The sequence below is a fragment of the Sporofaciens sp. JLR.KK001 genome, from assembly GCF_036941055.1.
GTDB lineage: Bacteria > Bacillota > Clostridia > Lachnospirales > Lachnospiraceae > Sporofaciens.
The window spans coordinates 2,922,616-2,944,942 of record NZ_JAYMNO010000001.1; the positions used below are offsets into that span (position 1 = coordinate 2,922,616).

The following is a 22,327-nucleotide window of genomic DNA, read 5'->3' on the forward strand; positions in this document are numbered from 1 at the left end:
TGTCCTTACTATAACGAATGTTATCAATTATATGCCAACTGTGATGGCGCATCAGAACACAACAGAAGCACCCAATATATAGTCCATTCCTTATTTTTCAAATACTTTCTATTTTCAGGTTTATTTTCAAGAATTTCATAATTATACTATATATTAAAATACTCACTCCAAAGGCAACAAATAATAATCCAATACATTCTAATACAGTATTATCTTTAATGCCAATTTTTTCTACTATAAACAAACTAATAAAACATGAAATTATAGAGGCGACGATACTTCTTCCTACACTTATATAAGTATGTTTTACATCAAAATACTTATTTCTTTTCTTAAAAATATATAAAAGAATAGGTATTGTCATATATGCAACAATACTCGTTGATAAAGCAAGACCCATATGGTAAAATCGATCTACTAACAAAAAATTCAATATAATATTCAATACTGTTGAAACAACAGCTATAAGCATATTTGTTTTTGTATCTTGGTATGCTTGAAATGCTCTTATAAGGACTTCCCTAATTGCTAAAGGTAATAATGCTAACGCATACATTATCAAACTTTGAGCTGTTATTACGACATCCCCTTCATCAAATACTCCTCTCTTATATATCAACCTAACAATTGTAAAACTAAAAAAACAGACATAGGTCATAAGATATGAAAAAATAAAAATCATGAAATCTATTGCAATATTAATATTTTGGGCAGTCTTATTATAATTTCTTTTTGCTATTTGTTCTGATATTTTAGGATACAATACTGTTATAATTGCAGTAGTAAACACATAAAAACAAAGCTGCTTTAATAAATGCGCATAATTTAATGCTGAAATACTACCTTCTTCCAGTCTTGATCCAAATGATTTATCTACGAAAGAATTTATTTCATCCATCATTGACCCAACAAAAACAGGAATGATCAATACAAAAAAATTTTTCACTTCATCTGAAATGGGAAAAATCTGAGTTTCCTTTATTTTTATTTTCTCAATACTACTCAAAACGATTAACTGAATCCCACAAGAAACCGGCATAGCAAATTTTAGTAACTCAAAATTATTTTCTAATGACCCCCAAAATATAATCACAATCTGAGAAAATGATAATAACAAATTAGATCCATTTGCTATTACCATCTTTCCATTACAATTCAACTCTGAAATAAAAAGCTGACTTATGGCTGAAAAAGAAATTGCCAAAACACTCCATACGAAAAATTTGCTTGTAATATTAATTTGATTACGATCAAATCCGTTAGCAATACAAGAGATAATTTTCTTATTACCCCCAATAACAAATATCATCAGCAATATAATCAAAACAATTTCTATAATTAAGATTTGATTTGTAAATTGCCTAGCCTGATATTCACTTTTACTAATCTTTATCTTCTGATACAATGGTGTATGAATTACTGCAAATGTTAAAATCCATCCTCCAAAAATATTCGCAGCTGATGATGCCATTTGGTATATATCCGTGTATACCCCAGCTCCATAAAAATATGACATTACAATTTCTCTTATAAATCCTAAAAATTTTGACATTATTGCAATAATAGTAAGCCAATAAATAGTTTTTTTCATATTCATCCTTTAGTTTAAATTTCTTTTACTTGCTTTTTAGTAAAAAACAAAACAGACCAACTAACAATAGCATAACTATCTGATAAAAAATGAGCGCCGGTTAAACTACAGAAGAACCAAAACAAAAAAAAAGAACAAAATGAAAGAAATACTTTTTTTTCAACTATTTTACTCAAATTGTATATTTTGATAATAACAAAAAATATTGCTGGAACAGCAAATATTCCAAACATTACAAATAAATCAAGAAAAAGATTATGTGAAAAATAAATATTTCCATCTGTGATACCTCTAATAGCAGCAAACCCACCAGGAAGAAAAAAATATCTTTCTTTCAAATACTCTATGGTTGTACTCCAAATATATTGTCGATTTGAGCTTCCAGCCATTTCTAAGATTGATTTCTCTCCAATATCATTAGTAAAACGAATAATTGTCCTTGATTCAATTCCCAATTCTATTAGTTGTTTGTTGATAAAAGATAAAATATCTTCAATATTGATAAAACAAACTGTTAATACAACAAAAGTAGCACTTATAAAAAAAATTCTAAAACTACTATTGTTTATTTTTAAAAACACCAATATAAAAGTTACTAGAAGAAAAGCAATTACTGGCATTCTAGACGAAAAAAGTGTCGTCATTACAAACGTAATTATTAATCCAATTATTCCAATTAAAATTTTATCTTGAAATATTACAATACCAATCATTAACACTATAAGTAAAAGTGACGTTAATACAGAAAAATCTCCATAATCGATTATCTCATTTCGCGTCATATAATAATATGGCAATATTAATATCATATGCTTAAGAGTGATATGATAAAAATTTACATAAAAATCCTCTAATTGACTTGTTGATATTTGCGAAAAAAATAATACTGGAATTATGAATTTCAAAAAATTTGTACCACCTTCAATAACTACGTAAGATTTATAACTCACAATCAAAATATTAAGAGCTAGCATTATCCAATATATTACTAAAAAAACAAAAACACTTTTACTCATTATAGGTCTGTATAAAAAAATATAAAGGATTGTTAATCCTAAATATAATACATAGGAAATCCAGGATATAGCACGTTCCTCTAATACAAATTTTAGTAGAATTAAGTAAACTGGCAAAAACCAATTTATATAAAAAATCCATTCTCCTACAATATTTTTACTTCCTTTTACAAACATAAACACATCTGCCTTTCTTTACCAGCAACTTATTCCTCTTTTATGTATTTTCAGAAATCTCCTGACAAATATCGGTAAAATATCTCTTATTAGAAAAGAATTCCAATTGACTGTTCTTAATATTAATCATTTCGCTTAAAAGATTTCTATTATCATATAATGTGCAAAGTGTATCTTTAAGATTATTAATAAAATTATTATCAACCTCTAATACTATAGCTCCAGTATTCTTACACAATTCAGGTATTCCGCCTTTCTTTGTTGTTACTAACGGTATTTTCGACACTAATGCTTCTATTACTACTAATGCGCAAGGTTCTTCCCACAAACTTGGAACAACGGCTACTGTAGATATGCTATGTAATTCCATGATTTTATCATAATCAATATGCCCAGTAACAATTATCTTATCATTATTTTGCACAAGTTCATTTATTTCTTTTTCATACTTTGATTTGTTCATCCTCTTTTGTCCAAAATTCAATGATCCTGCAATTATCAAATAAACATTTTCTCTATCCATTTTTTCGAACGCATGAATCAATTCTACAATTCCTTTTTCTTTAACTAGACGTCCTTTATATAATAAAACAAATGCATCCTCTGGAACTCCATACTTTTTTAATGCTTTTTTATTATTTTTTGAATTAACCTCAAAATGCTCTACATCAATTCCATTTAAAACTGTTTTTACTCTACTTGGTAAAACTCCTTGTTCAATTTGTTTTTGTCTGATAAAATCAGAAACACAAATTATGCTCATTGAACTATTGATTAGCTTCAATTTTTTTCTTGGAATTTTCCAATTAGAATGAATATGAAAAAAAATTTTTTTATCTGGAAATCGCTCTTGCATCTTAATGGCAATATTTCCACCTTCAATTAATATTTTTTTATTATCTATTTTTCTTACTTTTCTTATTATACTTGATTCCCAAATATCTGGAATGTCATATAAATTTAGCTTGTTATAAAGAACACTGTTTCCTCTTATAATCAAATCAGGAAGCTTAATATAATGATAAACTGCATATTTATATTTTTTTGCTTTTTCTTTCGCTTCTTTTTTATAATGTGCCACAACATCTAAATAATATTGAGGTGAAATCTCATTCTGCATTATAAAATTTTCTAATAATTGCTCAACAGCACCACCTTTTACTGCTGGAACTGTCAGAATCGATGGCAAAATTACTGTTAACCGCTCTAGTATCATCTATTTCTCCTTACTCGATCATAAATATTAATTATTGTTTCAACCAAAAAATAGCACTGCATTTTTAATAATATTACTATAAACAAATATTTTTTATTAACCGAAATCAACCTTATTGTTTCCTTAAATTTATCCTCATTTTTTAATTCATTGATTCTATACCCCATCGTACATGCAGAATGAATTGATGAAAATGCTTCTTCAGAAGCATATTTAATCAATGTACTTTTAATCTCTCCATACCTCTTATCTTTTAACTTTTCTACATTATCATATATTGCCTTTGAAATGTACATCAAATCCTTTGAACGTTTAAGATTTTTCGAACGCATGATTGATCCACATGATAAAACCTGACAATATAATTCCGCATTTATATATCCAATTCTTTCTGCATAAGGAAACCACTTCGCTGTCCATTCCACATCCTCATGAAATCGACCTTCGATATAAGTAAAATTATTTTCTACAACAAACCCATGTCTAAGAATCCACATCCATGCAACAACCGGAACCTTATACCCATAAGTTTTAATATAATCATATCCGCTTATATATTCGTTTTCTTTAAAATTGCAAGGAATTATCTTCTTAACTTTTTTCCCATCTAAATTATAAATTCCTGCATCAAATGTAAGAGCATCTAAATCATTTTCTTTCATTTTTATATATATTTTTTCTAAAGAATTTTCTGCCAAATAGTCATCAGAATCCAAAAATAACAAATATTCTCCTTTTGCGTTTTGAATTCCTTTATTACGAGCAGCCGACACTCCCAAGTTCTTTTGGATTAAATATGTAATATTATGATACTTTTTTTCTAATTCCCTGCATATATACCCTGTATTATCACTTGATCCATCATTAATAATTATAATTTCAATATCTTTAAATTTTTGATTGATTACACTATAAACACAATTTTCTATAAATTTTTCCCCATTATATACTGGAATAAGTACACTTATCTTCATTTTTTTATCCCTTTTCCACATCCTTGCTAATAAATAAAAACAAACTATATATATGCTTAAAACAATCGTTTATTTCGTAATGTTCCGTTACATATTCCCGTCCTATTATTCCCATTCTTTTTATCTTGTCTCGCGAAAAATAGAAATCCTTTATAACTTCAGAGATTTCTTTTTCATCTTGTTTTGCAACTATTGAACTTTCACCTAGTACCGTAGTTTCTTTTAGACCTGGAACATCTGAAATGATAACTAATGTACCACAAGCCTGTGCTTCAACTGCTGAAACTCCAAACGACTCCTGCAACGATGGTATAATAGCAATATCCATATTCGCCCATTCTTTTGCTACCTCTTCTTGTGATATAAAACCAAGCCATTTAGTATTCTTTTCAATTCCTAGCTTTTTTGCTAACTTTTTATATTCCACCTCCATCGATCCTTTACCTGCTATTCTAAGCTGAATAGGAATATCTGAATATTCCTTATGTAATATAGCTACAGCCTTAATAAGATAATCGATACCATAGATAGGTTCAAGCGATTTAATCGTTCCTACAATAAAATCTTCTGAAAATATACTTTTATAAATACGGGTTCTTCTTATTGGAGAAAAGACTATTAAATCTATGCTTTTCACCCTCTCCCCTATTTTATCGAAGCTATTTTTTATATTTCCAAAACAAGAATTTGCTCCATATCTCTCAGAAATATATTCTCTTCCAACTTGTCCCATTTTTATTCTTTTCTCATTATTTTGAAATAAATCAACAATTGCTTCTGCAATTGCTTCTGCATTATTTCTCGGAACAACTACGCTACTTTTCCCTGGAGATGTTGCTTCCATCAATCCTGGAATATCTGAAATAATAACAGGTGTACCACAGGCCTGTGCTTCCACTGTCGATACTCCAAATGATTCTGATTCCAAAGTGGAAGGAATAATTGCAATATCCATGTTTGCCCATTCTTTTGCTGCGTCATTCTGTGAAACAAATCCTAACCATGTCGTTATTTCATCTATTCCTTTGATTTTAGCCAACTTTTTATATTCTTTTTCATATTCTCCTTTACCTGCAATTCTCAATTCAATAGGAATTTCTGGGTGCTTTCTTTTTACTAAGGAAACAGCTTCAATCAAATAATCAATTCCATACTTTGGCAATAATGATTTTACTGTTCCTACAATAAATCTTCCATCCTCACTCACATGATACGGTCTATTCCGTTTTGCAGGAGTAAACATTTGTAAATCAACCCCAAATGGAGTTATTTCAATATTTTTATCTGTATATTTATGTGCTTCATCAGCCATAGCCTGACTGGTAGAAAAGAGATATGTCGCCTTTTTCAAACTATATTTCAGCATCATTTTATGAAGCATACTTTTATTTGGAAAATCATAAATATCCGACCCCCAAACTGAAAGCACATATTTTTTTATTCCTGCCAAGGCAGCCACCGTACCATAACTTGTTGCATAATGCACATTTACTATATCTGGATTGATCTGAGTAATTATTTTTTTAACTTTTCTTGCTTTAAATAGATATTTTATCTTACTGGAATCGCTTGCATTGGCATCAACACCAGAATCAATGTGATAGACATATGTACCTTTTATATCATCTTTCACAAATGACACAACATATGTCTTGTTATCGTGATCATTAAACCATTTACACCATTTCTTAATATGTGAACTATTAGCCGGTGCAAGAAAACAAATTCTCATTCTACCTATTCCCCTTAGCAATAGATTTTCCTTTTTCATCTACTCTTCCAATTACTTTAGCCGGAACCCCCGCCACTAGCGCATAATCCGGCACATCCTTCGTCACAACTGCTCCCGCCGCTACCATAGCATATTTACCGATGATATGCCCGCAGACAATCGTCGCATTCGCTCCAATACTCGCGCCTTCTCTTATCAATGTTTTCTTATATCCATCTCTTCCTTTCGGATATCTGGCACGCGGAGTCAAATCATTCGTAAATACACAAGACGGACCACAGAATACTCCGTCTTCCAATTCTACTCCTTCATAGATGGATACATTGTTCTGCACTTTACAATCATTTCCAACAATTACATTGTTAGAAATATTCACATTCTGCCCGAATGAACAGTTTTTTCCAATTCTAGCACCTTTTTGAATATGGCAAAAATGCCATATCTTCGTTCCTTCTCCTATCTTTACATCTGCGTCTACATAACTGCTCTCATGTACAAAATAATCCATTAGAATTCTCCTGCCATTTCAGCCGATGCAAAATCATCAAGCGGCAACTTCACCGGTTTTCCATCTTTCTGGCTCTTATATATTGCCAATACCAATTCCAAAGCATTTCGCCCTGCCACGACATCCACATAAGGTCTTCTGTCATTTTTTACCGCATCAATAACATCTGCGTACAGGCTGGTATGCCCATTCCCGTATACATTACTGGTTGCTTCTTCCAGTCCTTTATTCTTATGGTCCGCTTCCGTCTCATCTGCAAATTGCCATACATCAATATTATTGGTAGATGTTCCTCCCAGCTTAACTGTGCCATTCTCTCCAAAAAGATACAATGTTTCTTCAAGATTACGCGGATACACATTTGTTGTACCTTCAATCGTTGCAACAGCTCCATTTTTAAATTTAATTACCGCCATCCCAACGTCCTCTGCTTCTAGATAATCATGAAACTGCTGACGTGTCTGTCCGTAAACTTCTTCTACCTCATCCCCCATCATCCATCGTAGAAGATCAATTCCATGAATACATTGATTCATCAATGCGCCGCCGTCGGATGCCCATTTTCCTCTCCAAGGTGCCTGCGTATAATAATCAACATTCCGATTCCACCGTACATGAACAGACCCATGCGACAGTTTCCCAAATCTCCCCGCTTCTACAGCCTTTCTCATTTCTTGTACTGCTATATTAAAACGATTTTGATGACAAGCCGACACCTTCACACCTTTTTCTTCTGCATGTCGGATAATCTGGTCTGCCTCCTGAATACTCATGGCTATTGGCTTTTCAATAATACAGTTAATACCATGATCGATACAGTATAGAGCAATTTCCGCGTGATTCCCACTCTCTGTTGCAATTGCAACCAGATCCAGTTTATTTTGCTCTATCATCTTCTTATAATCTATATAATGCTTGATCGCCGTATCTTTATCCAGTCCATGCTTTGTAAGTAAATTATTAATTTGTGATTCTTCAATATCACATGCGGCAACAAACTCCAGGTTATTATTGAGTACGGCCTTTACATGGTTAGTTGCAATCCTGCCACAGCCAATCAATCCATATTTCATTCTCTTTCACCTCTCTTTACATAGCTCAAAAGATCACATATCTTCTCTGATGCATGTCCGTCTCCATAATAATCTTCCTTCGCTTTTGTATCCGTTTGTGTCTGATATATTTTATTTAAAATATCTTCTTTATCTGGTTTCGCCAAAATATTGTAGTTTCCCCTCAGAGTTTCTACCCATTCTGTCTGATCCCTTACCGTTATACAAGGAGTATCTAATATGTAGGTTTCCTTCTGTAAACCGCCAGAATCCGTAATCGTTTTCATTGCGTGTTTTACAAGATAAAGCATGGTCAAATAACCAACCGGTTCAATAAATATGACATTCCGATAGGCATATTGCTGGTGTAATTGTTCCACCATCCCCTTTGTGCGGGGATGAACCGGAAATATCACCGGCGCATCTAATTCCTCAAATGCACCTAATATTTCCCGGATCTTCTCGATCCGGTCCGTATTCTCTGCACGATGGATCGTTGCCATATACCAACTGTCTAATACAGGAATATTTCCAAATAATCCGGCAAACTGTGCAAAATAATCCTTCCGGCCATGTGATTCCATCATTTTAGAATAGTACAAAACAGCATCACACATTACATCTCCCACCTGATACACGCCTTCTGTAATCCCTTCATTTTTTAGATTCTCTACCGCTGTATCTGTAGGGCATAATAACAAGTCAGAGATATGGTCTGCCAACACACGATTCTGTTCTTCCGGCATATTTTTGTTATAAGATCGCAGTCCCGCCTCTACATGGACTACCGGAACATGTACTTTAGAAGCGGCAATAGCTCCGGCCAATGTAGAATTGGTATCTCCATAAATCAGCAGACAGTCCGGCCTTTCATCTATTAACGCTTGTTCGATGCCTATCATCATCTCTGCCGTCTGTTTGGCATGGCTTCCTGAGCCTACGTTCAAGTTCTTATCCGGCTTAGGAATACGCAACTCATCAAAAAATATATCCGACATATTATTGTCATAATGCTGCCCTGTATGAATCAATATTTCTTCGTGTTGTTTGCGTATTATTCTGGATACCGCTGCTGCTTTTATAAATTGTGGCCTTGCGCCCACCACCGTTACTATTTTCATATTGGATTCCTCTTCCTATGTTACTTATAAAACTTCAATATTCTCCCGTTCCATAACATATTTCATCACATTCTTTGTATCAAATACAGCCTTCGCATGTTTCTGAAGCATTTCATAATCTACATTTGAATGCGCCGCCGTTATCATCAGCAGATCATAGCTCTCTATCTGCTCCGGAGTGATCTCTGTTAATCCCTTTGTCTTCTGTCCGTGATATTTGTACTCTGTCACCCACGGATCATAATACTCTACGACAGCTCCGGATCCTTTTAATACTTCAATCACCTCTAATGCAGGACTTTCCCGATAGTCATCAATATCCTGCTTATAAGCAACTCCCACTACCAGAACTTTGGAACCCTTCAATGACTTCTCAAACCTATTTAAGATCCTGGCTGCACGGTCAACACAATACTCCGGCATCTTATCATTTATCATCATGGAGCTTTCGATCATTGATGTATGGAATCCATACTCTCTCGCCTTCCATGACAGATAATATGGGTCTAACGGAATACAATGCCCTCCAAGACCCGGCCCCGGATAAAAAGCCTGGAAACCATAAGGCTTCGTCTTCGCCGCATCAATAACCTCCCATATACTGATCCCCATACGGTCACACAAAATCGCCAACTCATTGATCAGACCAATATTAATATTCCGGTATGTATTCTCCAGAATCTTTTCCATCTCCGCAATAGCCGGGGACGATACTTCCGCAACATCACCGTCCAAAACAGTTCGGTACATAGCTGCTATTACTTCTGTGGCATCCTTTCCAATCCCGCCGACTACTTTCGGCGTATTCTTAGTCTTATAAATCAAATTTCCCGGATCTACCCTCTCCGGTGAAAAGCCGAGATAAAAGTCTTCCCCGCATTTTAGCCCGGAACCCTTTTCCAAAATCGGCCTTACCAACTCTTCTGTAGTTCCCGGATAAGTCGTAGATTCTAAGACCACCATTGTCTCCTTCGTCAGATGTTTGGAGATGGCTTCTGTAGATGACCGTACATAGCTGATATCCGGCTGCTGATGCTTGTCCAGCGGTGTCGGCACACAGATTGCAACAAAGTCCACATCCTTGATAAATCCAAAATCCGAAGTGGCTCTAAACATCCCGTTCTCAACCAAGCCTTTCAGATCGCTGTCAACCACATCACCAATATAGTTATGTCCCTCATTCACCAGATTCACTTTTTCTTCCTGAACATCAAACCCTATCGTTTTAAATCCTGCCTTTGCTTTTTCAACTGCCAATGGAAGGCCAACATATCCAAGGCCAACTACGCCAACCGTCAATTCTTTATCCCTTATTTTATTTAATAATTTCCCTTTCACTTTATCCTCCAACTATTTCAATATATAAAAATCTCTTCAAATTTTTTTGCTAATGCTCTATAATTAAATACTTCTTTTACTGCTTTTTTTCCATTCATTCCCATTCTATTACGTTCATCTGGTGACTTGGATAATAATTCTTTTATTCCATCGACTAAAGCGCCTGTACTTTCTGGCTGTACAGATACTCCGCATTTATATTCTTCGATATAATTATTCGGCGCATTAACCGCATATAAAATTGGTTTTCCTCCCATCATAGAATCAAATAGTTTATTCATACAGATTCCAAAACGAAACATTTTATTATCAACTGCTCCTACATATACTCCGTCTATCGCATCCATCAAAGAAGGAATACACTTTTTGGGAATTGGATCAAAAAACATAATATTTTCATACTCTCTGCTGCGTTCTTGTAAATTTTTCTTTTCATTTCCATTTCCGACAAATACTAAAGCAATTTCTCGTTTTTCAAAATATTTGACCGCATCAATCAAATAACTAAGGGCATACGATTTGGTATGACTTCCAAAAAAGCAAAGAATAAATTCATATCGCTTACGCAACTTATCTAGTGCCCGATCTATATCTTTAGGAAGTTTTTCTTTACTTTCCCATTCATCCAAAACTACACCATTTGGAATGGCAATAAATTTTTTTGCCTTCATTCCATGTTCTATCAAATATTTTTTTGCATACGGAAGCAATGAGACTATATAATCTGCTTTTTTACAAAATGAATTTTCTGCCAATTGGAGCATCAGAATAAATGGATGATATTTTGACATTCCATTTATTTCAATGGGTGTAATAGGCCACATATCATGTATTTCATGAACTAACTTACATTTACAATATCTACGGATCCTTTGCCCCGCATAAGTATCTAACGGATAAGTAGAGGAGGTAATCACAATGTCCGGTCGCCATATACAGGCAATCCTTTTTGCATTTTTCCATAGTTTCCATACAAATTGAAACATAGTTACTGCTCTTCTTATTCCATTTCCTTCATATGTGTTTGTATGAATCCAATGATAATGTATCCCATCTATAATTTCTTTCTGAAAATCTTTTTGTACCTTCGGATTCCTAATTCGCAAATGTGAGTAATCTGCTGCTACAATATCTACATGATGCCCCGCTCTCACCCACTCCCTGGCAAAATAATAAGGGCGGAACTCCATTCCCATCTCCGGCGATCCGGCATAATGATTAATCAATAATATATTCATCTCGTCTCAGTCCCTAAGCTACTGCAATCACAGTTCTGATCATTGTCTTTAATTCCCTGAAGAGTCCAAACCTCCTGATACTTTCAAGGTTATATTCCATCTTTCCAGGCAGTACCTTTTCTATATATATTCTGTCAACATCCTCCGCCCCACTGAGTAGATCCGCCTCATCCTTATAACGGATACTGGCTTCTGAAGTCACGCCTGCCGGCAACAATAAAGTCGCCCTCATTTCCTTCGTATATGCTTTCACATATTTAACCACTTCCGGTCTGGTCCCCACAAATGACATATCACCAATCAATATATCAATCAATTGTGGTAATTCATCCAAACGATATTTTCGTAAAAACTTTCCTATTTTTGTAACTCTGCTATCATTTCTTGCTGTAACTTGCGTTCCTATCGTATCTGCATTTACTACCATTGTTCGGAATTTATGTATCATAAATCTTTTCCCATATGCAGTTACTCTCTCCTGCCGGTAAAAGATACCTCCAGGAGAATCGATTGCAATGGCGGCTGCGATCACTATCATCGGCGCTGCCGCTATAATCAACAGAATAAATGAAATGACCAGATCAAAAACACGTTTAACTATCAGACTTTTCTTTCGTTTGGAAAGAATCTCATAGTACTCTCTGACTTCTGGAATCTGCATCCATTCAGGCAGTTCGCTCCAATTTCGCCACATATCTCTCTAATAACCTCCCGCAGCCCTGCAGCCACATACTCCACGTCTCCTTCCGTCAGCCTTGTATGCAGCGGCAGCGTCACCTCATTCCGATAATAGCCATAAGCATTCGGAAATTCCTCGATCCTCCACCCCATCGCCTTATAAGCGCTCATCATGGCCAAGGGTTTATAATGCACATTACATGCAATCCCCCTCTTGGCCATTCGAAGGATCATATCATTTCTCTTGGCCTCATCCATTCCCGGAAGCCTTGCCAGATACAGATGTCCCGAGCTTACAAAATCATTTCCATAGTGTTCCATATGAAGAATACCTAATTCATCGCAAACCTGATCATACCTGCTGATAATCTCCTGTCTTCTATTCAAGATTCCCGGATACCGCTCCAACTGCTTCAAACCGATTGCCGCCATGATATCTGTCATATTACATTTATAAGCCGGCGATACAATATCATACTCCCATGCTCCAAGCCTGGTCTTCGCCAATGCATCCTTCGACTGCCCGTGCAGGGAATACAGCATAAACTGCTGATAGATCCAATCATCATCGATCCCTTCAATCGGATTCCAGGTGAGCGCCCCGCCCTCCGCTGTAGTCAGGTTTTTCACTGCGTGAAAAGAGAAACTGGTAAAATCTGCAGCAACACCGCAGTTTTTCCAGCTCCCCCTTACCTTCCGCTTTGCACCGAACGCGTGAGCGCTGTCCGCTACCACGGCCACTCTTCCGATGGCTTCCTGGATCTCATTTTTCGGATGAAACAGCGCGCGTTTCCTCTCCACAATATCAAATATCCGGGAATAATCGCACATCACCCCTCCCAGATCTATCGGGATAATTGCTTTGGTCTTCTCCGTGACCGCCCGTTCCAACGCATCAAAATCCATCTCGAAACTGTCTTTTGCCACATCTACAAGCACCAGCTTAGCCCCCACATGGCATACCGGGCTAGCGGATGCCGTATATGTATATACAGAAGTGATCACTTCATCCCCTTCGCCTATACCTAAGAATCTTAAAGCTGCTTCCAGGCATGCAGTGGCAGAATTCAAAGCAGCCGCCCGCTTCACCCCGCAGTATTCGGCAATTTTCTGTTCAAATAATTTCGTTCTCGGACCGGTGGTGATCCATCCGCTTTTCAGCGTTTGGATTACTTCCGTAATCTCCAGATCCGTGATATCCGGCGGCGAGAACGCGATCTGCCTCTCCTCCATCTGTGAACCACTCCTTTTTCTTAATTAATCTGTTACATTTTTCAGTGCTAAATTCTTTTATATGTTCTCTATCCCACGGTGAATTACTGTTTTCCGGATACCCTCCGCTTATATCAACAAAAAATATATAAAATAATTATGGTAATTCATCCATATTTTTTACAAATACCAGACTGCTAATCCGCTGCACACTCTTTAACACAATCCCAGTCCACGCTGAACGCTCCTCGTCCTTATGCAATACTTTTCTGAGCTCCCCTTTGACTCCCCCAGTCCATCCCAATCTCATTCAACCTCCGCACCTGATCCTCCCGCAGCGTCTTCCCGCCCCGGTTTCCTGCGTATATGTGTTTCTGCTCATTGACCCATTTTGCCAGCCACACCCCATCCGCTCGGTACTTAAGCGGAATCTTCAGATTCCCATGCTCCTCATAATAGGCTTTCGCAAGCTGATAACGAACCTCCCAGGGATCCGGCTTCACCCAGACCATTCCGATTGCGTCAAGCATCTCCCGCCGCTTTGGCAAATGCTTCTCTTTGCCCTTCTCTCTTTGATCTGCGATCCATCCTCCAAGCTTATACCCAGTTGGAGTGACATAAGACGCCGAAACATTCAGATTCCCGTTTGCCTCATAGTAGAGCTTCGCCTCCGCATAACCCTTATCCCACTTCTGCTCCGGCTTCGTTTTCCAGACCATTCCAATAGAATCAAGCTTTGTGATCTGTTCCTGACTAAGCTTCGCCCCGTTGGTCTTTCCATTCCTCAGAAGTCTCTGCCGCCTGATCCACCCGCCGATCTTAAGTCCCTTCGGCGAACAATAGGCATTGGGGATGTCAAGATTCCCATGCTCCCGATAATATTCCATACATTCCGCGAAATTCTCCTCCCACAGATAGTCCGGCACATCCCAGATCATCCCGATCCCGTCAAGCAGACGAATCCTCTCTTCTGACAGATATGCTTTCTGAATCCCGCTTTTGCGATAGGTTCGAAGCTTAGTGATCCACGCGCCAAGACGTATCCCGGAATCCGTCACCGTATGGACATTCGTATTCAGGTCCCCATGCTCGACATAATATTTCTCCGCTTCACGGAAATACCTTTCCCATGCAAGATCCCGGCTGTTTTCCCAGACCATACCGATCTGGTTCAGTCTGCGAACACGGTCCGCGCCAAGCACGCCGTATTTCTCACCGGCATAGACCCTCCGTTGCGTCAGAAGCCACCGGCCAAGACCATAGCCCTCTTCCGTCTGATATTTCACCGGGACCTCCAGATTGCCGTGCCGCTCATAATACCGCTTCGCACAATCATACATCAGATCCCAGCTTGCCGTCAGCGTCTCATCTAACCTCTGAAAAAGCGTGATACAGTTCCTTACCTCATCTTCCACGCGAAACCGGTCATTTACAATCTCCTCATCCCGCCCCAGAAAATGATAATAAGACACGGCAATCTGCATCTCCTCTTCGATCGTGCCGATACTGTAGAGATTCTCTATATTCATCACAATATCGAAAATGACCGCATCCCTTTTCTTGCTCGCCGACAGTGCCCGCCCGATCTGCTGCTTGTAGATGATTGGCGACACGGTAGGCCGAAGCAGGACCACTCCGTCCACATCCTCCACATGCACGCCCTCGTTCAGCATGTCGATACAGTACAATAATCTCAAATGACTGCTCTCATCCGTCTTGAATTCCGCAAATGCCCGATCCGCCGCCGGATCCTCGGAATAGACAGAGTAAATATGCGGCGATGCATCTACCTGCGCAAACCATTCCTGAGCCTTCCCGACCATTTCCGTCATGTGCTCATAACCGGCACAAAAGACAATATATTTCCCCGCAGGATTCCTCATATGCTTACAGAAGATCTCTTCCAACCCATCCGCCTGCCGAAGCGCACGGCGCAGCTCTTCCAATAATTTCTCACTCTCACAGCGGACAGCCTTACTCCCCGCCCTCTGCACCCGCTCCTCATACCGTCTAAGCTCCTTCTGATAGGAGAATGCCGATAGTACATACTTCGGCGGATTTAAGATGCCCCGCACGATCGCCTCCCCCAATGTCATCTCCGAAGCAACGTTCCCGTCAAACAGCTCATCGGACATATCTCGCTGATTATCCAGATAACGGATCGCAGTTGCCGACAGCCCCAACGCCGGTGCGTCCGGATACATGGCAAGAAGATTCCCTACTCCCTGTCCCCAGGTTCTCGCCCCGCAGCGGTGGAATTCATCCAATATGATATAATCCGGGCAGATCATCCGAAGCTCTTCCCTTGGCATCCCCGCAAGCTTCGCATAAGTATAGAAGCTGATATTTTCAGGCTCCTTCGCACCGCTCTTTCTCAGATTCTCCATCTGTGTCTTGAAGATATACTCTGACGGCGACAGCCAGACAACCCTCTCTTCCGGGAAATCTTCACACAGCTTGAACCCTATGAAGGACTTCCCCGTTCCGGTCGGATGGATGACCGCCGCTTTCCCTGCGGTTTTCAGCATAGAAAGAGCCGCTCGGTAGGCTGTCTGATTATGTTCAAATAATTCGATTTTCATACCCCGCGGCTCCTTTCCTGTCCAATGATTACCGTCAAAATGTAATGAAGCATGATACTTCATTACATTGCGCCGATTCTTCCCTGTTTTCCATATCTTCCAGTTGCTTTGACCAGAATTTTGACGGCGGAAAAATAAAAAGCTATACACAGAAAAGCTGAATTTTGGTGTTTCTTTCAATTATTTTTTTTGAAATGTCCGACATAACAAAATTTGACTAGAATTTTGACGGCGATAAAACGATTTTCTCTTGAATTTTCGCTGGTTCAATGAAAAAAAGATGCTTTTTGCAGGTGAAATTGGCAGAAATGCCATCAGAATCCAGCGCACAATCAGCCAAAATGTTGACAAATTGATTTTTGCGTGGTAATATAACGTAGATAAATGAAGATTTTAAGGATTTTGCATATAAAAAAATGTAATGAAGTATCATGATTCATTACATTTTTTATTTTATATTATACGTATCATTTATGTATTTAATCTTGATACGTGCATTTTTATCATATATAATAGTATAATAAGATTAAGAAAGGAATGCGATCATGGCGAAGGTATCGGAGATAATTAGAATAATAAAAAAGCAAACTAACTGCTACTTACTTCGAGAAGGCAGGAATCACGAAATCTGGTTCAATCCCGATACCAGAAAAGAATTTCAAATTCCCCGGCATCACAGCAAAGAACTTCCGACAGGAACAGCAAATAATATTCTAAAGGCTGCAGGAATTTATAAAACTATATAAAGAAAGGAGAAATAATACTATGGCTAAATATATCTACCCGGCAATATTTACCCCTGAAGACGGGGGCCATTTTTCAATTAACTTTCCAGATCTTGATGGATGTTATACATGTGGGGATAATCTTGAAGATGGAATGAATATGGCACAAGATGCTCTGTCCCTTATGCTCACCCACTTAGAAGACTTGAAACGCGAAATTCCCGATGCTTCTTCTATCAATGCACTAGACGTAAATGGCAACGAATTTGCAACATATATTTCCTGTGATACCGCTGTATATCGCAGACTCATGAATAAAACAGCCGTGAAAAAAACTTTATCCATTCCCTCTTGGCTTAACGATTCTGCTGTTGCTGCCGGATTGAATTTTTCACAGGTTCTCCAAGATGCATTAAAACAACAATTGAATATTCTCTAAAATACAGGGTTATAATAACCATAAACAGGCATAGATACAGTAATTGTTATCTATGCCTCATTCATCTTATCACAATTCCCCTTCCTCAATCACAATATCATCCCCCGGCTTAAGAGACTGCTGGAACATCCCCGGCTCCCCATTCACCGCCAGATTGATCTTCCCCTTGGGATTGTGCACATTAATCCCCGAATACTGAATCATATCCATCAGATAATATGGATTCCCGTCCTCCTTTACCGGCAGACGAAGCGCAGAACCATTAAGCCTGAAACTCACCATCTCAGGCTCCTTCTTTTCTTCCTGTCCGAAATTAAGCACCATCTGCCCTTCCCCGGCCCTCCCGGACCTTCTGCCACGCGATCCCAGAAGCCCTGACTCCCGGATCACTGCCTCTACATCCTCGAACTTAGAACCTTCGGACTCTGCATGCTCCGCTTCGGCAATATCCTCCGCACTGTACACACTCTCCGCTGCGGACTCTATGTCCGCCTCAAACACATCCTCCGGCTCAAGCACATTCTCCAAGGCAATCGAATCGTCTGGCTCAAGCACATTCTCCAAGGCAGGCGAATCTTCCGGCTTAAACACATTCTCCGCGGCAAATGAATTCTCTAATCCGTCCGCCACATCCATTCCAGACACATCGCCCGGCCCGGTTCTAACTTCATTCCCTGCACCGGGAATCTCCTGCACCGGTTCTTTGTCAGACATGGACACTTCCTCCACAGCTTCTTCCTTCACTGTTTCTTCGCCTATATCCTCTTCCTTCACCATTCCCTCGGCTATGTCATCTTCTGTCGCCGTTCCTCCGATTACGTCATCTTCCTTCGCCATTCGCTCTGCCGCTGCAGCCTCTTCCGGCATGGACTCTTCCCGCACCGGTTCCCCGATCCTAACCTGTTCCGTCACGAACTCTTCCTGCATCGTCTCTCCGACCATATCCACTTTCGCCGCGGATTCTTCCTGCACCGTCTCTTCCTTGGCAGCTTCCTTTATACTCTCTTCCTCTATTGTCTCCTTCTTCGGCATCCGGACCCTGATCACATCCCCAAACTTAAGCGGTGTATCAAGAGGCATCACCTTACCGTTCAGCGTGATCTCCGCACACTCATCCGCGCCCTCGATATCCCCCAGGCAAGCTTTGGCAGGGATACCCGGAACCGCCGGTTCAAAATCAATACAGTCGCCCGCATTGATCACCGCAGACAGCTTCCCCTCCTTCTTATTGATGAATAACGAAGAGGGCATCGCCGCCGTACCATAGAACACCTTACGCTTACCGTTCACCGTGACCGTAAGGCTCGTCCCGGGACGTCCCAGGATATCCTGGAAATTATAACCGTTCATCATCAGGAGATTAAGCGCCGTAAAGCTTCCGCTTCGGAAAAGCTTCGCCGCCCTCCCGTTCAGGGTCACACGGAAACTGTCGTTAATCAGGTTCAGCCCGGAAGAAACCGTGATCCCAAGAGGGGTCGTATATTCCGGATTATTCAAGTCATACTCATCCGAGAAAGCGCTGATCTTGAAATTATTGCCCGCGATCGCCACGCGGTTCGCATCCATCGAAAGAGCCGCCGTGATCCCCTCCTTAAGTCCCGCAAGCTTGCTTCCTCCTCCCGCAAGGAACAATGCAGACGGAGCGCCGCCGTTCACCTCCAGAACCTTCTGAGCGATCTCCTTGCTCAGAAGCTCTGTCGTACTCTGGATACACTGGAGCACCTCTTCCTTGGAAGCCTTCCGCTCGAATCCCAGGATATCGGTGAATGTAACCACTTCCTCCTGCTCGATCTGCGCCTTCATCTCTTCCGCCGTTCCGAAATCCACCAGATACTCCCGCATGATCGTCTCTGTCACCTCATCACCGGCAACCGTAGCCATGGTATAACCGGTCACGCTGCCGCCGGTACACGCCGCGATATCCGACGTCCCGGCTCCGATATCCACCATGACAAGATTCAGAAGCCGCAGATTCTCAGGAATCGCCGCATTGATCGCTGCGATCGGCTCCAATGTGATGCTGACCACCTCAAGACCGATCTTATTCATCGTGGTATAGAGACTCTCCACAACCTCGCTGGGGAGAAATGTGGCGATCAGATCCACCTTCACATTCTGTCCCCGGTGATCCTTAAGGCTTGAGATCCGGTAATCATCCAGATAATACTGGCATACGGTATAACCCACCAGATAAAAACGGCGCATATCGTCCGCGACGCTGTTCTCAGCGTCAAACGCCTCCTCCACCTTGTTGATCGCGCCGGCCTCAAGACGGCTGATGATCTCATCATCGATCACCTGCTTACTCTTAAGGTCGATCTCATACTCCGCGCGCTTCGTCCTTAACGCACGCCCCGCAGCAGCTACGCAGACCCGGTTCAGTTTGAAATGAACCTTATCCTCCAGCCGCTCTTTCACTTTCTTAGCCAGTGTTGTTACCTTCTCTATATTCTCGATCTGGCCGTCGATCATCGCCCGCTCCGTATGCTCTTCCTTATCAATGGCAATAATCCTGACCTTGCCGTCCTCAACGACTCCAACCATCCCTATAATGCTCCGTGTCCCGATATCCAGAGCAAATATTGCATTCTCCGCCTGAACCTGCGCCTTCTTAACCTGTGCCTTCGCCATTCCCATCCTCCTGGTATCTTATGAGATATCTCAAATTATATGCTGACCGGTAAACAGCCGATCCTTCAAAAATACCTCCATTAATATCTACACTATTTATTATTATAGTCAACTTCCATTTCAATGTAAATAAAAAATTCCTCTGTTAAACAATAAAAAGTACAAAGCCCTTAGCAATGAAATAAAGACTTTGCACTTCTTATAAATGCTGTTTACCTGATCTACTCCTTGATCCTGTCAATATCTGTAAGATTTACCCCTGCTACTTGTAAGATTGCCTTTAAAGATAAATAATCTTGCTTCAATCCTTCATATGTTTTCGTTGCATTCTCTTCTTTCGCGTGTTCCATATGCCGCTGGACTTTTTGGAATTGATCTACGACATCTTTCGCAATCTCGATCGTATTCGGCATACCTCTTCACCTCACTTTTATTATTCCATTTACTAATATCAGTATAACGGATTGTATAAGTGGTGTAAAGCCTTTCTTTTCTTTACTTCCCTTCCGCATTCACCGGAGTGATCACAATATTCTGTGCCGCCACACCCGTTTTCCTCGTCACAATATCCTCGATCTGCGCCCGATTAGCGTCGCTTAAGTCTGCCGCATTGACCACAACATCCGCTGTATCCGCGGTAAGGCTTATGACCACCTCATCAAACCCCTTGGATGCAAGAAGTGTCTCTGCCGCCGCCTCTTTCTCCGCCAGATCCGTCATCGCCACCATCTGGTTGACCGCGTCCTGCTTCTGTTCCTCACTCAGGCTCTCATTGTCAATGATCTCCAGCAGAGATTCCTTGTTCTTCGCCCTGACCTGCTCTCTCGTCACCTTGGCTTCCGCAACCACCGCGCTGGTCTCACCGCTCGTCAGCACCGCCTCACCGGGCGTTCCGTCCACGCTGCCGTCAGATCCCTCCCCGCCGTCCTGGCTCTCAATATCCTCAGACGCACTGGCAAGGTCCTCCTCCGAAATATCCAGAAGCTCCTGATTGGCAAGATCCGCGCTTGCCGTCTCCGTCTCTTTGTCGCCGCCGAAGATCTTCCCCGAATAATTCAGGTATCCCGCCGCCGCGATCATGACAGCCAATGCCGCAATAATAATCTGGTTCTTCTTCACTATTTGTTTCACTGTTCTTCCTCCTGTTTCGCCACATTAATTTGAACTCTTCTTCATTATCCTAATTTTATGCGTGTCTATCCCAAATAATACCTGAACTGCCTCAGTAATATTTTGTTTCACCACCGAATCCCCTCCGCCGCCGGCGATCACCACTACCCCCTCTATCTGCGGGCTGATCTCCTTGCTGACGTAAGGCTCTCCCTGTGTATTTCCATCCGCATATACGGTCGTTTCTCTGTGGCTGTTATTCTGAGTTGACCTGGCGCCGCCCTGGCTGTCCGACTCGGTAACAGCCTCCTTTGCCATATCAAGATCCTTCTCCACCACCTTCTCCGCCGAAGATTTCAGGGTGATCATGACCGTCACATCCCCCACCCCAGCCATCTGGGACAGGGCGCTTTCCAGACGCCGCTCCAGATTGTACAAATATTCGTCCTGACTGTACTCTTCGTCCGGCGTACTCCCCCGTATCCCGCTCTCTTCCCCGTTTCTGCCGCCTTTTTTACCGGCCGGAAGAGATATGACAAGCAACAGGATCCCCGCAAGAAAAATAATCAACAATTGATCCTTCTTTATCTTTTTCAGTGAAAAATCCTTTGGAATCCTCATACACAGCCTCCCTAATCCACTTCGATCTCTTCTATGAAGATACGTTTCCCGCTCACCTCCTCCTGACGGGCATTTCCTGATTCATGATCCGCTCCCAGAAAATCCTTCGACGCATCCTCCAGCTTCTTCACCTGTTCCTGATATGTCTCATTCCCGTAGAGGTTCTGCCAGACGTCCCCCATACCAAAAAGCTTAAGGACAGGAGCCGCCAACATCACCGCCAGAACAAGGCCGGTAAAAAACCGGATGTATCTCTTATAATCCGAATTGGGGATCACGTGCATGATAAAAGTTACCATAATCATATAAAATGCAATATTCTGCATCCACTCATACAAATATTCGAACATATTCCCTCCCGCTTAG

At 40.3% G+C, this 22,327-nt stretch carries 20 protein-coding genes; 2 read left to right on the plus strand and 18 right to left on the minus strand.

Annotated features, from left to right (window positions below; genetic code table 11):
* Positions 1 to 97 precede the first annotated feature (97 nt).
* The 13 genes from murJ to VSQ62_RS15210 all read right to left on the minus strand — a co-directional run bounded on the left by murJ (position 98) and on the right by VSQ62_RS15210 (position 16,435).
* Positions 98 to 1,591 (minus strand): murein biosynthesis integral membrane protein MurJ, encoded by a 1,494-nt coding sequence (murJ, locus tag VSQ62_RS15150; RefSeq protein ID WP_334635659.1) that lies wholly within the window; start codon positions 1,589 to 1,591, stop codon positions 98 to 100.
* 14 nt (positions 1,592 to 1,605) lie between these two features.
* Entirely contained in the window at positions 1,606 to 2,784 is a 1,179-nt protein-coding gene (locus VSQ62_RS15155; protein ID WP_334635660.1) for a hypothetical protein, read from the minus strand.
* A 40-nt stretch (positions 2,785 to 2,824) separates the two neighbouring features.
* Complete coding sequence (locus VSQ62_RS15160) at positions 2,825 to 4,000, minus strand: glycosyltransferase family 4 protein (protein ID WP_334635661.1); 1,176 nt, start codon at positions 3,998 to 4,000, stop codon at positions 2,825 to 2,827.
* The gene (locus tag VSQ62_RS15165) at positions 3,997 to 4,974 is read right to left on the minus strand and encodes a glycosyltransferase (RefSeq protein ID WP_334635662.1); all 978 of its coding nucleotides are present in this window, start codon (positions 4,972 to 4,974) and stop codon (positions 3,997 to 3,999) included. The genes VSQ62_RS15160 and VSQ62_RS15165 overlap by 4 nt, the downstream gene beginning before the upstream one ends.
* Before the next feature lie 4 nt (positions 4,975 to 4,978).
* Positions 4,979 to 6,745: a glycosyltransferase gene (locus VSQ62_RS15170; protein ID WP_334635663.1), complete on the minus strand. Its 1,767-nt coding sequence runs from the start codon at positions 6,743 to 6,745 to the stop codon at positions 4,979 to 4,981.
* A complete protein-coding gene (locus VSQ62_RS15175) occupies positions 6,708 to 7,214 on the minus strand; it encodes an acyltransferase (RefSeq protein ID WP_334635664.1) in 507 nt (168 codons plus the stop codon). Before VSQ62_RS15175 ends, VSQ62_RS15170 begins: the two co-directional genes overlap by 38 nt.
* Positions 7,214 to 8,287 carry a Gfo/Idh/MocA family protein gene (locus tag VSQ62_RS15180; protein WP_334635665.1) on the minus strand — a complete coding sequence of 358 codons (1,074 nt, stop codon included), beginning with the start codon at positions 8,285 to 8,287 and terminating at the stop codon, positions 7,214 to 7,216. The genes VSQ62_RS15175 and VSQ62_RS15180 overlap by 1 nt, the downstream gene beginning before the upstream one ends.
* Entirely contained in the window at positions 8,284 to 9,387 is a 1,104-nt protein-coding gene (wecB, locus tag VSQ62_RS15185; protein ID WP_334635666.1) for a non-hydrolyzing UDP-N-acetylglucosamine 2-epimerase, read from the minus strand. The genes VSQ62_RS15180 and wecB overlap by 4 nt, the downstream gene beginning before the upstream one ends.
* 24 nt (positions 9,388 to 9,411) lie before the next feature.
* Positions 9,412 to 10,725 carry a nucleotide sugar dehydrogenase gene (locus VSQ62_RS15190; protein ID WP_334635667.1) on the minus strand — a complete coding sequence of 438 codons (1,314 nt, stop codon included), beginning with the start codon at positions 10,723 to 10,725 and terminating at the stop codon, positions 9,412 to 9,414.
* A gap of 17 nt (positions 10,726 to 10,742) precedes the next feature.
* A complete protein-coding gene (locus VSQ62_RS15195; protein WP_334635668.1) occupies positions 10,743 to 11,963 on the minus strand; it encodes a glycosyltransferase family 4 protein in 1,221 nt (406 codons plus the stop codon).
* 13 nt (positions 11,964 to 11,976) lie between these two features.
* Complete coding sequence (locus VSQ62_RS15200; protein WP_334635669.1) at positions 11,977 to 12,657, minus strand: sugar transferase; 681 nt, start codon at positions 12,655 to 12,657, stop codon at positions 11,977 to 11,979.
* The gene (locus VSQ62_RS15205; protein ID WP_334635670.1) at positions 12,564 to 13,874 is read right to left on the minus strand and encodes a DegT/DnrJ/EryC1/StrS family aminotransferase; all 1,311 of its coding nucleotides are present in this window, start codon (positions 13,872 to 13,874) and stop codon (positions 12,564 to 12,566) included. The genes VSQ62_RS15200 and VSQ62_RS15205 overlap by 94 nt, the downstream gene beginning before the upstream one ends.
* 233 nt (positions 13,875 to 14,107) lie before the next feature.
* Entirely contained in the window at positions 14,108 to 16,435 is a 2,328-nt protein-coding gene (locus VSQ62_RS15210) for a Helicase associated domain protein (RefSeq protein ID WP_334635671.1), read from the minus strand.
* 545 nt (positions 16,436 to 16,980) lie between these two features.
* On the opposite strand from VSQ62_RS15210, the gene VSQ62_RS15215 reads away from it, so the two are divergent.
* Together VSQ62_RS15215 and VSQ62_RS15220 are read left to right on the plus strand one after the other, a co-directional pair.
* Positions 16,981 to 17,181: a type II toxin-antitoxin system HicA family toxin gene (locus tag VSQ62_RS15215; protein WP_334635672.1), complete on the plus strand. Its 201-nt coding sequence runs from the start codon at positions 16,981 to 16,983 to the stop codon at positions 17,179 to 17,181.
* Positions 17,182 to 17,200: 19 nt separating this feature from the next.
* Positions 17,201 to 17,599 (plus strand): type II toxin-antitoxin system HicB family antitoxin, encoded by a 399-nt coding sequence (locus tag VSQ62_RS15220; RefSeq protein WP_334635673.1) that lies wholly within the window; start codon positions 17,201 to 17,203, stop codon positions 17,597 to 17,599.
* Between the two features lie 69 nt (positions 17,600 to 17,668).
* Here VSQ62_RS15220 and VSQ62_RS15225 read toward each other — a convergent pair whose 3' ends face one another.
* The 5 genes from VSQ62_RS15225 to VSQ62_RS15245 all read right to left on the minus strand — a co-directional run bounded on the left by VSQ62_RS15225 (position 17,669) and on the right by VSQ62_RS15245 (position 22,311).
* A complete protein-coding gene (locus VSQ62_RS15225; RefSeq protein WP_334635674.1) occupies positions 17,669 to 20,230 on the minus strand; it encodes a cell division protein FtsA in 2,562 nt (853 codons plus the stop codon).
* 221 nt (positions 20,231 to 20,451) lie between these two features.
* Positions 20,452 to 20,643 carry a hypothetical protein gene (locus VSQ62_RS15230; protein ID WP_334635675.1) on the minus strand — a complete coding sequence of 64 codons (192 nt, stop codon included), beginning with the start codon at positions 20,641 to 20,643 and terminating at the stop codon, positions 20,452 to 20,454.
* Positions 20,644 to 20,725: 82 nt separating this feature from the next.
* Positions 20,726 to 21,361, minus strand: a complete 636-nt coding sequence (locus VSQ62_RS15235; RefSeq protein ID WP_334635676.1) for a SpoIIIAH-like family protein — start codon at positions 21,359 to 21,361, stop codon at positions 20,726 to 20,728.
* A 24-nt stretch (positions 21,362 to 21,385) separates the two neighbouring features.
* Complete coding sequence (locus VSQ62_RS15240; protein WP_334635677.1) at positions 21,386 to 21,961, minus strand: SpoIIIAG-related protein; 576 nt, start codon at positions 21,959 to 21,961, stop codon at positions 21,386 to 21,388.
* 11 nt (positions 21,962 to 21,972) lie between these two features.
* The gene (locus VSQ62_RS15245) at positions 21,973 to 22,311 is read right to left on the minus strand and encodes a stage III sporulation protein AF (RefSeq protein ID WP_334635678.1); all 339 of its coding nucleotides are present in this window, start codon (positions 22,309 to 22,311) and stop codon (positions 21,973 to 21,975) included.
* Positions 22,312 to 22,327 lie beyond the last annotated feature (16 nt).

Coding starts and splice junctions, on each gene's coding strand:
- murJ (WP_334635659.1), bottom strand. CDS start 1,591: ATGAAAAAAACTATTTATTGGCTTACTATTATTGCAATAATGTCAAAA.
- VSQ62_RS15155 (WP_334635660.1), bottom strand. CDS start 2,784: ATGTTTGTAAAAGGAAGTAAAAATATTGTAGGAGAATGGATTTTTTAT.
- VSQ62_RS15160 (WP_334635661.1), bottom strand. CDS start 4,000: ATGATACTAGAGCGGTTAACAGTAATTTTGCCATCGATTCTGACAGTT.
- VSQ62_RS15165 (WP_334635662.1), bottom strand. CDS start 4,974: ATGAAGATAAGTGTACTTATTCCAGTATATAATGGGGAAAAATTTATA.
- VSQ62_RS15170 (WP_334635663.1), bottom strand. CDS start 6,745: ATGAAAAAGGAAAATCTATTGCTAAGGGGAATAGGTAGAATGAGAATT.
- VSQ62_RS15175 (WP_334635664.1), bottom strand. CDS start 7,214: ATGGATTATTTTGTACATGAGAGCAGTTATGTAGACGCAGATGTAAAG.
- VSQ62_RS15180 (WP_334635665.1), bottom strand. CDS start 8,287: ATGAAATATGGATTGATTGGCTGTGGCAGGATTGCAACTAACCATGTA.
- wecB (WP_334635666.1), bottom strand. CDS start 9,387: ATGAAAATAGTAACGGTGGTGGGCGCAAGGCCACAATTTATAAAAGCA.
- VSQ62_RS15195 (WP_334635668.1), bottom strand. CDS start 11,963: ATGAATATATTATTGATTAATCATTATGCCGGATCGCCGGAGATGGGA.
- VSQ62_RS15200 (WP_334635669.1), bottom strand. CDS start 12,657: ATGTGGCGAAATTGGAGCGAACTGCCTGAATGGATGCAGATTCCAGAA.
- VSQ62_RS15205 (WP_334635670.1), bottom strand. CDS start 13,874: ATGGAGGAGAGGCAGATCGCGTTCTCGCCGCCGGATATCACGGATCTG.
- VSQ62_RS15210 (WP_334635671.1), bottom strand. CDS start 16,435: ATGAAAATCGAATTATTTGAACATAATCAGACAGCCTACCGAGCGGCT.
- VSQ62_RS15215 (WP_334635672.1), top strand. CDS start 16,981: ATGGCGAAGGTATCGGAGATAATTAGAATAATAAAAAAGCAAACTAAC.
- VSQ62_RS15220 (WP_334635673.1), top strand. CDS start 17,201: ATGGCTAAATATATCTACCCGGCAATATTTACCCCTGAAGACGGGGGC.
- VSQ62_RS15225 (WP_334635674.1), bottom strand. CDS start 20,230: ATGGCGAAGGCACAGGTTAAGAAGGCGCAGGTTCAGGCGGAGAATGCA.
- VSQ62_RS15230 (WP_334635675.1), bottom strand. CDS start 20,643: ATGCCGAATACGATCGAGATTGCGAAAGATGTCGTAGATCAATTCCAA.
- VSQ62_RS15240 (WP_334635677.1), bottom strand. CDS start 21,961: ATGAGGATTCCAAAGGATTTTTCACTGAAAAAGATAAAGAAGGATCAA.
- VSQ62_RS15245 (WP_334635678.1), bottom strand. CDS start 22,311: ATGTTCGAATATTTGTATGAGTGGATGCAGAATATTGCATTTTATATG.